The sequence below is a fragment of the Flavivirga algicola genome, assembly GCF_012910715.1.
GTDB classification, from domain to species: Bacteria; Bacteroidota; Bacteroidia; order Flavobacteriales; family Flavobacteriaceae; genus Flavivirga; species Flavivirga algicola.
Genome location: NZ_JABBHF010000017.1, coordinates 73,166 through 86,690, shown reverse-complemented (window position 1 = coordinate 86,690; position 13,525 = coordinate 73,166). Strand labels below are relative to the sequence as shown.

At 31.2% G+C, this 13,525-nt stretch carries 6 protein-coding genes; 2 read left to right on the top strand and 4 right to left on the bottom strand.

The window, feature by feature from the left end; genetic code table 11:
* Nucleotides 1-194: 194 nt before the first annotated feature.
* The 4 genes from HHX25_RS20550 to HHX25_RS20535 all read right to left on the bottom strand — a co-directional run bounded on the left by HHX25_RS20550 (nt 195) and on the right by HHX25_RS20535 (nt 5,471).
* Complete coding sequence (locus HHX25_RS20550) at nt 195-1,025, bottom strand: RteC domain-containing protein (protein WP_169677302.1); 831 nt, start codon at nt 1,023-1,025, stop codon at nt 195-197.
* A 244-nt stretch (nt 1,026-1,269) separates the two neighbouring features.
* On the bottom strand, nt 1,270-3,462 hold the full coding sequence (locus HHX25_RS20545; RefSeq protein ID WP_169677301.1) for a prolyl oligopeptidase family serine peptidase: 2,193 nt from the start codon (nt 3,460-3,462) through the stop codon (nt 1,270-1,272).
* A gap of 78 nt (nt 3,463-3,540) precedes the next feature.
* Nucleotides 3,541-3,678: a hypothetical protein gene (locus HHX25_RS20540; protein WP_169677300.1), complete on the bottom strand. Its 138-nt coding sequence runs from the start codon at nt 3,676-3,678 to the stop codon at nt 3,541-3,543.
* 104 nt (nt 3,679-3,782) lie between these two features.
* Nucleotides 3,783-5,471: a helix-turn-helix domain-containing protein gene (locus HHX25_RS20535; protein ID WP_169677299.1), complete on the bottom strand. Its 1,689-nt coding sequence runs from the start codon at nt 5,469-5,471 to the stop codon at nt 3,783-3,785.
* 317 nt (nt 5,472-5,788) lie between these two features.
* Here HHX25_RS20535 and HHX25_RS20530 point away from each other — a divergent pair, with 317 nt between their 5' ends.
* Complete coding sequence (locus HHX25_RS20530; RefSeq protein WP_169677298.1) at nt 5,789-6,898, top strand: T9SS type A sorting domain-containing protein; 1,110 nt, start codon at nt 5,789-5,791, stop codon at nt 6,896-6,898.
* A 14-nt stretch (nt 6,899-6,912) separates the two neighbouring features.
* Nucleotides 6,913-13,524, top strand: a complete 6,612-nt coding sequence (locus HHX25_RS20525; protein ID WP_169677297.1) for an RHS repeat-associated core domain-containing protein — start codon at nt 6,913-6,915, stop codon at nt 13,522-13,524.
* Nucleotide 13,525 lies beyond the last annotated feature (1 nt).

The following is a 13,525-nucleotide window of genomic DNA, read 5'->3' as shown; positions in this document are numbered from 1 at the left end:
ACTGAAATTGAGCAAACAATTTTTCTTGGTAATCTTTCTTGCCTTGCATATAACAAAATACGAATTTTATCTATCTTTAGCATGATTTTGTGCAACAGACACAATGGGTACAAGAAGGCTTGTAAAAATAGTTTGAAGTCATGAAAATCAAAAATCTCGAAGTTGTACCTGACTCGGCTCTTTTGTAAGATAGCTTATCTTTCTGATTTTTCGATTTCATGCATAAAGCTCATGGAAAGTTCATCTAAAAATCGGGTTCTACTTTTTTTTCTGGATTTGATTTCGGAATGTATTTTATAAAAATCGCCTAAATCAAAATTGAAGAGTTTTTGAAATGCCATGACAATTTCTCTTTTATCTGTATTTCCATTATTGATGACTCGACTGTAATAAAGAGCATATATGAGCTCAGTAAGTGCAGTTTTGCTTGAAGTCCATTTTAAATTATACTGTTTAACTAAGTCATCTATGTTTATTTTTTGTTCTTGCTTTTCAAATCGGGCTTCCAAATATTTAATAAAACGTTTATAGGCATTTAGTTTACCTAATAGAATATCATGTGATGTATTAAATTCTATTTCTAAAGTATAATCCTGTATAGGGATAATTTTTATTTCATTATTGTACAGTCTAGTAAAATACCATGAGTCTAAATGATTGTGATTTTGTTCTATATAGTTAATAAAATCTAAATGTCTTGCAAAGAAGGTTTGTATTTTATGTTTTGATTTTGTGATGAATTTTTGCTGTTTCTTTTTTCCTATTTTGGGATAATGTATTTCAAAATTGTAACATTCTAAATGATAAATGAGGCTTTTTAAAGGTATTTGTTTAGTGTTTTTAAAGAATTGAACTTCATCACCTATAGAATTAAAGCTATTTTTAGATACTTCTTTTTTAAGATTTGAAAGCACCTTTCGACTTAGTAAAATAACTTTTCTGGATTGTCGTATAGCATCATATTCAAATTGCTCTATGTCTTGTAATTGTCTTTTAAATTCACTTATAATTGAGAGAGTTTCCATTTTATATTTTCCACTTAACAAATAAGGCTTTATATAGATTTGCCATGATTTGTTTAAACCTATTCTTTTTTGTTAAAATTCGTTATAAAATGAAGTTTTAAAAAACAGTCTCTCCCAAGATTTATAAATACAACCTCTTGATTTATAAAATTCTATAGAAAAATTTACTTTTTGTATTTTACAAAAAAATGGAGAATATCAGAATGATACTGATTTACCCATTTTAATTAATATCTTAACCCCTTTATTTTAACTGATAATCAGGATGTCCTGTTTGCCAGAAAATAAATGAGAAGATATTCGCCCAATCTTTGTATATTTTAAGTTCATTTGAGTTATCTCCATGCCCAGTTTCATAATCTGCTAACAATAAAACAGGATTTTTAAGTTTATCATTATTTTGTAATCTAGCAACAAATTTACCTGACATCCAAGGCTGAACTTGAGGATCGTTCATACCTGTAGTCAAATAAACCGCAGGATAATCCTCATCATTCTTGAGATTCAAATATGGATCCATGTTAATTAAAGACAAACATTCCAAAGAATCTTTTGCAGATCCAAACTCTTCAGAATTTGTACCTGCGGAACCGATAACCTCACTTCTAAAAGGATTTAAGTAACCATATTGAGAAATAACAACCTTAAAAAGGTCTGGGCGTTCAATCATTGCTCTTCCGACTGTTATTCCTCCTGCACTTGCGCCATATAGTGCTATATTTTCTTTAATTGTTAATTTTTCTTTCAAAAGATATTCAGAACAAGAAATCAAGTCTTTCCACGAATTAGATTTAGTAGTTTTATATCCTCCCTTATGCCATTTATCACCTTTTTCTCCTCCACCTCTAACATGAGCAATAGCATAGATACCTCCTTTTTTGATAAAACTTAACATTAAACTCGAAAAATATGGACTTTCAATATCTCCATACGCTCCATAACTGTACAAAAAAACAGGAGCTTTATGATTTTTATCAAAATCAGTATTTCTAATGATTGATAGAGGAATTTCTTCTCCATCATGAGCTTTAACAAGTACCTCTTCAGCAATTATATTATTAAATTCAGGATATTCTACACTTGAGGATAGACTATATTTTGAAAATGTATTCGATTTGATATCATAAAAATATTCGATATAGGGACTTGTCCACCCTTCGATAGCTACCCACAATTCACTAGAATATGGTGATTTATTATTTAAAGTTATTCTACCTGCCTTTTTTGGGGTTTTTAATTTTTCTTCATTCCCATCAACCAATTTATATAAATTGGCATCTACTCCATGTTTTAGAGTTGAATAAAATATGGCATCTTTAGTTATTTCAAAATCATCGATAACTTCTTCTGACTTTTCACTTACTAAGGTAACTGCCTCATCAAAATTTAATTCTGAGGTCTTAACTGACATTATTTTTTTATTGTCAGCATCTTTAGCTGATAAAAAAATGAAGTCATTATCAACAAAATATCCTTTTTGAGTTAAAACTTTGTCTTTTTTATCATACAAAGGTTTCCAATCATAGTTTCCAGATTTTATATCTGAAATATTAGCATAATATGCTTTCCAATAATTATCTACTTCTGAAAGGTAACCTATGATGTATTTATCTTTTTCGGAATGAATTTTAGTAGTAGGGTAAAGCGTTTCAGAAATATTTAATTTAGGATGTGTTTTATTACCAAAAATATAATCAACCTTACCATTTTTATCTTTTAGCAAATGCAAAACAGATTGAGAGTTTCGCTTAAATTTTGGATTGGTTATGTCAGTATCTTGAAACCTTAAGTAAGTAAATCCAGAGTTATCAGGTAACCAATTAACTCCTAAAAAACTAGTTGGCCAAGCATTAGCCAAAATCTGTGGCAGTAATTTTTCATTAGTAACGTCTAATACCACTAATTCAGATAAGTCCCTCCCTGAATAAGTAAGTGAAACGGTTACATATTTACCATCCCAACTTGGTTTGATATAATTTATGACGTAATCATTTCTATCATTAATATTTAATTTCTTAGGATCTAATAGAATAACAGTATCAGATTGCAAGTTTTCTTTATAAAATAGTTTATAATAACTTTCATCTGCTTCTTTCTTTAGAAAAAAGTATTTATCATTAGGAGTAACATTAACCCTTCTTATACTAAAAGATTTTCTACTACTTATTTCGTATAGTTCTTTAGTTAAATTATCTCTTCCTGAGATACTATCTAAAATTGATTTAGCAAAATTATTTTGATTTCTATACCAGCTATCAACCAATGAGTCCTTTGTATCTTCTAAATTTCTATAGATGTCATTTACATTTGCACCAAAATATTTTTCCAAAGCTGGTTTTTCCTCAATTTTTAGAGTCAAATATTTTTTATCAAAATTATTTTTTTCAGTACAAGCTACTGTAGAAAATATAGTCAATATAAATAACAGTCTTTTCATATTTTTTAAATTATTTAATCTCTTAAAAGGCTTTTAAATTCCTTTAAGGGATGTAAAGGAAATGATTAAGAAATAATTTTATCCAGCACTAGGTACTTTTAATTTCTTTCTATCTATTGGATCATCAGTTCCACCTATTACTAGTTTAGAATTGTTTAATTTAAATTTAGAAAAATCTCCTAGACTTTTGATGATTTGTTTTTTGTTTTTTTTCATTTTTTTAAAAATTTAATTAGTTATCAAACTTACATCAAAATTCTTCAAACCATCAATGTAACAACCTGATTAATCTCTTAATTTATAAATTTAGACTATTAAATTTATAGTTTTTTTGATGTTTGGTTAAGTTGCTTTATAAAATATGAAGGATAAATACCTGTTTTTCTATAAAATGCTTTAGAAAATGATTCTGAGTTATTAAATCCGATTTCTTTTGCCATGGCCATTACTGTATAATTTCTAAATGTTTTGTTATTTTTCAACTCTTTTATAGCGTATTCTATTCTCAAACTACTCAAATAGCTGGAAAAAGATTCCTTTTTGTAATGATTTATAACTTTAGATAAATAGGCAGTGTTAGTCTTAAATTCTTTGGACAATTTATTCAAAGTAATATCATTTTTTGTAAAATAATCTTTAGATTCAAAAAATTCTAATTGCTTCAAAATATTAGATATTACTTCGTTAGAAATCCCAATTTCATTATTTTCATTATTTAATGTGTTTTTTTGGAGCTTATGATTATTTTTTTTCTGTTGGTTAATAATTTCATTAAATCTCTTTTTATATCGTTTCTGTTTTCTATAAAAGTTTAACAATAAAAAAGTAAAAAACAATGTTGTTATGATTGCAGTATATATTATCCCTTTATTATTTAATTTATACTTAATTAATTCTTTTTCTAATTTAACCTTTTCGTTTTTAAGTTTAGGAACTTCATAATTTTTAATAATCCCATCATTAATATTTTTGAAATCAATGTCCAGTATACTATCTATTTCTATCAATTTGTTAACTGAATTCAATTGCTCTTTTTCAGTTCCATTTTGAGAATAATAATCAAACATTGATTTATACACATCTCTTAATTCAAGAAAAGAAACATTATTTTTTTTATATATTGAATCGATTTTTTCAAAATATTGAATCGATTTTTGTTCATCATTCTTTTGAAAAACTTTAGCTTTATAATACATACAAATTGCCAGACTAGTATTGTCTAACATTGATTCTACTTTGTTTAAGCTATCCAAAGCTTTGGAATTATCCTGTTTATAATAAAAAGAAATAGCACTATTTAATAAAAAACGACTATACATTTCATTATCATTATTTAGACTAAGCTTAATTCCTTTAATAGTATATATGAGTGCCGAATCAGTTTTCTTACCTCTTAAATAAGACTTAGACAAGTCATCTAAAACTAACAAATAATCAGCTTTATTTTTTATTTTAAACTCTGGTTTAGATTCAAAATAAGAATATTGATTTTTAAAAATTTTTATAGCTTCGTTATAATTTCCCGAATTATAATGCATTCCTCCTATGAATTGCTGTATTTCAATTTGTTGATTTATGTTATTTCGTTTTAAGGCATAGTTATAAGCTGCTAAATAATCATCTAATGCCTTTTTATCTTCTCCTATTGAATAATGATGATACCCTCTTATCATATATCCTAAAGCAGGGAACTTTTCATTTAAATAATCTCTGGTCAAAAAAAGAACACTATCTGAATATTTTACGGCTTCTTTATATTCTAAAATATACGACTTATACAAATAAGCACTAGCTAAGTTAAAAGTATCCTTTTCCACTTTAGCTTTATTTATCCATACGTCAACATAGATTGAGGCTAACTTAGGATCATGTTGATTTTTAAAAAATTTCTTTTCTAGGTATTTATAAGTTTTACCTTTTAATGAATCCTTTCTATAACCTTGACAATTAGCAGAGTTACAAATTAAGATCGTAAAAAGTACAGAAAACCAACTAGAGAATAGATTCATAACATTTTTGTAAGCCCAAATTTACAAATTTAGACTCTAAATTTATAAAAACAGAGAAACTTAGTTTGCAAAAACCTTACATACGTTGCAGATTTGACCTGTCCTAAAACTTGTACAGATATGAATCGTTTTGGGATAACTATTAATTAGCTTTTAATTTTTATTAAATCCATTTGGCCAAGTCTAACTATGAAAGAAATATTTTCCTTCCCTGAAATCAGAAAACACATATTGAAGCATTCCAGCCGTAAAACATTACAAGTAATCACCTGATTAAAACATATCTATTTACACTAATACTTATTCAAAAATATTTTATGAAAGCAATAAAAAATTTGTGGTTTATTCTTCTATATATAAACTTTCAGTCAATTTATTCTCAAAATCTTTTAAACACCAACACATGGACAGTTGGTTCAGGCAGTGTGACTGGATTTAGCCAAAATGGTTCAACAACTGAAAACATTAGAGAATTAGGAAGAAACCACGTAGGAGAAAATGTTATTCTATGGAAAGCAATTCCTGATGCCTCTAGTAATGCTGATGGTGGCTGGAATTCAAGCTACCATAATATAAATAATGCTAGAGATTATCGATTCAGCGTTTGGATAAAAAAGACGAATTCTAAATCAGGTAATACGTATTTTGGATGCCAACAATGGCAACCTGATTCAAGTATTCATGACTACACAATCTTAAATTTTGATAATATTGCTATTAGAAATCCTTATTTTTTTGTTGGCGATTTACCCAAACTCGATAGATGGTATCTGTTAGTTGGTTTCATTCGAAGTAAAAACTTTCCTTTTGGTTTTAATGAAGGGGGAATATATGATGGCTTAACTGGTGAAAAAGTACTGAGTACAACTGATTTTAAGTTTAGCCCATCTACCACTCGTTTAAGACATAGAGCTTATTTATATTACGATACTAATACTGCGGATAGGCAATACTTTTATAAACCTAGATTGGAACAAGTCAATCATAGTATTATGCCTTCAGTAAATGACTTATTAAGTTTAAACCCAGATTCTCAACTAACTTTTACTTACGATACTGCAGGAAATCAAACGGAACGTTTTTACTGTCCAGATGCATGTGGTTCAGCAGGAAAAAAAACCAACAAAAAAGAAACAGACGAGATAGTGGAGTCTATAGAACCTGAAGTTGTTAATTTTGAAGAACAACTATCTATCTTTCCAAACCCAACCAAAGGTTTTGTGTCTATAAATATAGGAGTTTCACTACTTAAAAAAATATCTTCAGTAAACGTTTATAGCTCAAATTCTTCATTGATTAGAACATTAAAAGTTAACTCTCAAGACTTAAAAGTTGATTTAACGGATATGCCTTCTGGAATTTATTTTCTTCATATACATATGAATGATGGAAGCAACAGTATTACAAAAAAAATAATCAAAAACTAATAAATTAAAGGGGAATGCAATTAAAAAAATACTTTTTAGGTTTTATATTAACAATCACAAGTTTTTTAGGTTTTTCACAGACACCTAATAATTTATTGGAAGATCCATCAAATACAGTTAAGATGGATTATGAAAAAATTGTCATTAAAAAAAATGATAAAGCAAAGCTTCAAACCCAACTATCAAAAAGTACTCAATCAAAATCAGCAAGCCAATTAACACCAAGACTACCAGATCCATCAATCCCATGTAGGATTGACCCAGATACTGGAGAATGTGTTGAAGAGGTTCTCCCTATTCCTTGTATAGATTGTGATGGGATTTGTGATACTACAACAGGAGAGTGTATTGAAAGAGTAGACCCTCCAGGTGGAGGAACAGCATCTTCTGCAACCGCAGGAACTACTCCTGGTTTATTTAATGTTTCATTAAACGGAGCTGCGAATTATGCAGTTCCCATTAGCTTGCCTCCAGGTATTAAAGACGTTGCTCCAAATATAAGTCTCGCCTTTAGTAGTCAATCTGCTAATGGTTTGGCAGGATGGGGTTGGAATATTGCTGGCTTATCAACAATTACAAGAATTCCTTCTACATTACAACATGATGGAATAATAGATGCTGTAGATTTTGACTCTTATGACAGGTATGCGCTGGACGGTCAACGATTATTGCGTAAAAGTGGCACATATGGAGCAGCAAATTCTGAATATCAAACAGAAAATTATTCAAATTTAAAAATAAGAGCATATGGAACACATCCTTATGGTGCTTCATATGGACCTTCTTATTTTATTGTATTCTATCCTGATGGAACAAGAGCCTATTATAATAGTATAGGTTCTTCTCGCTTAGAATGGGTTTTACACAAAAGACAAGACCCACAGGGAAATTACGTTCAATATGATTATTTGCAGAGTAATGGTTTACTTCGTATTAACACAATTAAATATGGAGCGAGAGCAAGTGCTACTTCCCCAAATGAAATAAAGTTCTACTACAAGACCAGAACACGTCCTGAACTATCATACATTAACGGTAATTCTTTCAAAAGAACAAATATACTCGATCGCATTGAGGTCAAAGGAGGCGGGCAGCTTTACCGCAAATATCAACTCACACATAGCACTACATCTTTAGGATACCAAAGAATAACTTCTATAAGGGAATACAATAGATTGAATCAATCATTCCCTGCTATTTCTTTTTCATATGATTACTCCTCTAGTGGAGTTTCCAGAAATGGTAATTCATTAACAATATATCCTGGAATTGATTATCGAAATGATGCCATGACAGCTGGAGAATTTGATGGTGATGGAAAAATGGACATCATCACATATAACAAAGATTCCAGAAATAAGCTTAATGTATTCATGGATATGTTTAGCAACCAAAATGTTAGTATTGGCTATTCTGTTAATACCGAAAAATTTGATGGCGTTTTTGCGAGTACTATTTTGTCTTGGAATGGAAAAATTTTGCAGCAACAAGGAGTTACCACCGCAAGTGAAACAATAAATAGCTCTAATTCTACAGTACGTTTTAGAACATTTGCAATGGCTGCCTATGGAGCTGTTTTTCAATATGATAAAAATGTTAATTTCCCGATAGGACCAGCACCTTTTGGTACTGGTGCATCAAGTTGTTCACAGCCAGAAGATAGAAAAATAGAAAAAGTCTATATAAATGGAGATTTTAATGGAGATGGTTTAACCGATGTATTGGCTATTCCTAAAAAATACTACAGAAAATTTTATGGCATGAGAAGAAACTGTAACTTCTCATCCAATTCCAATGTCTCACAAGGAAATTCTGAAGTTTATTTTATTAATTTAAAACGTACCGCAAGTACAAGTGCTTTAAATATTGGTTCATTAGCCAATCGCATTGAAGATAGTAAGGATAAATTGTATGGCGTAGATTTTGACGGAGATGGTAAGACTGACCTAATGCATATTCGTGACGGATCGGTAAGAGTTTATTCCTTAAACACGTCTAACAATCAATTAGTACAAATTGCATATTTATCCAATAGCTACATTGATCAAGATAAACCAATTCTTTTGGGAGATTATAATGGAGACGGAAAAACAGACTTCACTATTCCGTCTTCTAACAATAGTTCAACTTGGCGATTCTTTCTATCTAGAGGAAATAGTGTTTATTACTATTCAAAAAATATAGGAGTTACTTATACAGAAAATTACGTACACAACGGAACTCGCAATGTAAATGGTGTTAGCATGAGTAACCCTTTATATGAGTATCACTATATCGCTCAAGACTATAATGGAGATGGAAAAACAGACATCCTAAAACACGAAGTAATATCTCCATATTCTTCAATAACCCAAGTTAGTGATAGAATACAATTGTATGCAAATAAACATAATACCTCCGATAGCACACCTACATTCTCTTTAGTTACAAATTCCGTAAGAACAAATAATGGATTAAGTAAATTTGGTATTCCAATTTTTTTAGGAGCTAACCTTTCTAATAATGCACACCCTGAATATGCATATATTGTAGCTAACGATGTTTACACTTATGAGTTTAACCAGGACCATAAAAAAGATATCTCTTTAAAAAGAATTACTAATGATGGTCTGGTTACGGACATTTTTTATGAGAGATTAAATTCAAGATATGGCTCAGACACTTATTCATTCGACTACAATGAAAACTATCCATATGTAAACGTCAATATAGCTCCTTCTTTAAGAGTCGTAAAAGAAGCTAAAAATACTGGATCTGGTTATACCCAAAGGCAACTATATCAGTATACGGGTGCAGTTTCTCATGCGCAAGGGTTAGGTTTCTTAGGCTTTAAAGTGGTAAAAAAATCCAATTGGTTTGGGACTGACGTTGGGCAACTTTGGAATATATCTAAACATGATATGCAAAAAAGAGGGGCTATTAAACAACAATGGGTTGCTACTTATGCATCCGACTCTCCCCCTTCAAGTTTTGTAACAAAATCTGATTATACATATTCAACACAAACGCTTTCTAATAAGGTATTTATCAATATCCCAACTCGTATTGTAAAAACAGATGGTTTACAAAGTATTAGTTCAACCGAAAACTACACTTATGATGGATATAAAAATCCTTTATCAATAAGCACTACTTTTTCTGGAGGTTCAAAAACCGTAACTTACCAATATGCTAATAACCCCTCCTCAACTAGTCAATATTATCATATAGGAAGACCTACAAAAAAGATTGAAACAAGCGTTATTGGAGGAAACTCTTTTAGTGTAGAGACTCAATATACTTACAGTAATAACCTGCTTACACAAACTAGGAAGAAAGGTGCTGGCACACCTTGGTTAACTGAAAATTTCCTATACGATGCTTTTGGTAATAATACTCGAAAAACTATTAGTGGTAGCGGCATTACCAGTCGTATTGAGTATTTTAAGTACGATTCTAGCGGTCGTTTTATGATAGAAAACACTGATGTACTTGGGTTGAAAACAAAATATACTTTCAATACTAGTACAGGTACTCCCCTTACAAAAATAAACCCCTATAACCAGACGACTAGATTTGCTTACGATGAATGGCAAAGATTACTCAAAGAAACTGATTACTTAGGAAAAGAGACTAATTATTCATATAACAGAGAGAATGTATCGGGGATTGGTTCGTGCCTTACTACTAGTATTGATTACCCTGAAGGAAAAGACACAAAAGCATTTTATAATAGTTTTGGATGGGAGGTCCAAAATCAAATATTAGGTCTTAATAATAAATGGAGAACAAAACGATTTGAGTTTGATGCTATAGGACGTCAAATTAGAGAAAGTGAGCCATATTTCAATGGAGGTAATCCTACTCAATGGAACCAAGTTTATTATGACCAGTATGGCCGTCAAATATCCCAATCACTCTACACGGGAAAAACTATTAATATTAGCTATAGTGGACTTTCCTCAACTGTAAATGACGGTACAAAATCCATAACGACTACTAAAGATGCTTTAGGCAATATAACTAAACTACAAGATATTGGTGGAACCATTAATTATCAATATTATGGTAATGGCGTTATGAAATCTGCTAATTATGGTAGCCATACTGTTACTACAACTATTGATGGTTGGGGAAGAAAAGCATCTTTATCAGATCCATCGGCAGGTACTTACACATACACTTATAATATTTTAGGAGAAGTTACCAAGGAGACAACTCCAAAAGGTTTTACAGAATATACTTATGATAACTACGGTAGAATATCCAATAAAAAAATATCTGGAGACAATACTAATACTAATATCAATTATACTTTTAATGCCACCTCTAAATTATTAGAAAAAATTAGTGGCACTGCTCAAGGAAGAGCTTATGTATATGACTATTTCTATGATTCTAATAAGAGACTTAATAAAGTAAAAGAATCAAATGGGGGATCTGCAGCTTTTGAAAAACAAATGAGCTACGATAGCTTTGGTAGAGTTTCTTCCAATACTTTTATAAGCTCTCGTTCAGGTGTCAGTAGCACTGTCAAAGTCAAAAATATTTATGACCCAGCAGGAATTCAGAAAGAAATTAGAGACTTTAATTCAAATAATCTTCTATGGAAATTAAATAATGAGGATGCACGTGGAAATATATTAGAGGTTGATTTAGGAAATGGCATAACAAAAGCTAGACAATATGACCAATATGGTTTCTTGACTAACATTACAGATAAAGACGATTCTAGTGGAGGTGCTCAAGCCCTAAAAATGGATTATAGTTTTGATGCTTCACGAGGTATTTTAAACAGTCGAAAAAACTACGCTTTTAATAATTGGGATGAAAGTTTCACTCATGATAATTTAGATAGATTAACACAAATCAGTGGTGCAACTTCACATACCAAATCGTATGACGGAAGGGGTCGAATTACAAATAATTCTTTTGTTGGAGATTATAGCTATGACAACAATTCTATTTATCAATTGGATAATATAGATCTAAACAATCAAGGAGATTTATATTACCAACAGCATAGTCTGCAACAAATAACCTATAATGCATACAAAAAGCCTGTAGAAATATACGAAAAAGACAAAGGGCGGGTAACATTTGAATATGGTCCCATGCAAAATAGAACTGTTGCTTTGTATGGTGGTACAGAAGTAGATAAATACTCAAGGCAATACCGCAAAATATATTCTAGTATTATGCCAGTTGAAATCATAGATGATACTGAAAATAATGCGATTAAAATAATTACATATATTGGAGGAGATGCTTACTCAGCTCCAATCACCCATATCAAGCAATCTGGACGAGAACCTATTGATGGATACCACTATTTACATCGTGATTATTTAGGAAGTATTTTAGCCATAACAGATGCAAATGGAATAGTTAAAGAGCAACGACAATTTGGAGCTTGGGGTGCAACGGATAAGTTTATTGATTCTCAAGGCAATACCTATTTTAACCATACTTCTTTAGTAGGCAGAGGCTTTACAGGTCATGAGCATTTCTTTGAGGTCTCATTGATACATATGAATGGTCGTATGTATGATGCTCAATTAGGACGTTTCTTATCTCCTGATAATTATATACAGGAGCCTTACAATACTCAAAGCTTCAATCGTTACAGTTATGTATGGAATAACCCTTTAGTTCTTAATGATCCAAATGGAGAATTTATCATAACTGCTTTAATAGGTGCAGTAGTTGGCGTACTAACAAATGGTATTATTAATACAATAAATGGAGAAGGTTTCTTCGTAGGAGCAGGAAAAGCTGCATTATTTGGTGCTATTGGAGGAGCCGCCAGTTTTGGAATTGGTGAATTGGCTGGTGCAATTTCTTCAAGCTTAACAAGTTCTGGAGTTACAGCCGCAACAGCATCCATAATAACAACAGGGTTTCAAATAACTGCACATGCTATTTTGGGTGGAACAATGTCAGCTGTTCAAGGAGGAAAATTTGGAGCTGGTGCCCTATCTGGCGCATTTGGTTCTGCTTTGGGAGGAGCTACTAACAAATGGCTAAGTAAAGCTAGTAACTTTTTAAGAGCTGTTGGCACAACATTTTCTGGTGCTATGTCTGGTGGATTCGGTAGTGTAATTGCAGGTGGAAATTTTTGGCAAGGGTTTAGAAATGGAGCTATTAGCGCTGGTTTAAACCATGTCGCACATACGATATCTCATAAAATCGAGATAGAAAAGATTATTAAAGAATATGAGGCTAACGAAAAACGAATGATTGACAATACTATAAAAATTAGTGCTTTACAAAATTTCACAGAAATGGGGCAACTAAGAAAGCTTATTGAAGCATATGCCTCGACATGGGCAGATACGGCTGAAACTAGTAGTGTTGACACTATTTGGTCAGAAGTTGAGGCTGCAATGCTTGCATTAGGTGTTGGAGCCAGTGCAGCTTCAGGTGGTTATAGTGATACTATTGCAGGAATCGTAATGACCAGATATATGGCCGAAAACTTCTATCTAACCGCTGTAAATTCAAGTTACAAACCATTAATTGTTAAATACGCCCCTCATTATGCTTTAAATCATAGTATGATGACATATGAGCAAGAACAAAATTATTATAGAGAATGTAATTGTGGTGGCGGTTTTGGCGGCGGCGGTGCTGGTGGTCGATGGTAAA

Excerpts from the sequence above, each read along its gene's own strand:
- HHX25_RS20550 (WP_169677302.1), bottom strand. The coding sequence starts at position 1,025 with ATGGAAACTCTCTCAATTATAAGTGAATTTAAAAGACAATTACAAGAC.
- HHX25_RS20545 (WP_169677301.1), bottom strand. The coding sequence starts at position 3,462 with ATGAAAAGACTGTTATTTATATTGACTATATTTTCTACAGTAGCTTGT.
- HHX25_RS20540 (WP_169677300.1), bottom strand. The coding sequence starts at position 3,678 with ATGAAAAAAAACAAAAAACAAATCATCAAAAGTCTAGGAGATTTTTCT.
- HHX25_RS20535 (WP_169677299.1), bottom strand. The coding sequence starts at position 5,471 with ATGAATCTATTCTCTAGTTGGTTTTCTGTACTTTTTACGATCTTAATT.
- HHX25_RS20530 (WP_169677298.1), top strand. The coding sequence starts at position 5,789 with ATGAAAGCAATAAAAAATTTGTGGTTTATTCTTCTATATATAAACTTT.
- HHX25_RS20525 (WP_169677297.1), top strand. The coding sequence starts at position 6,913 with ATGCAATTAAAAAAATACTTTTTAGGTTTTATATTAACAATCACAAGT.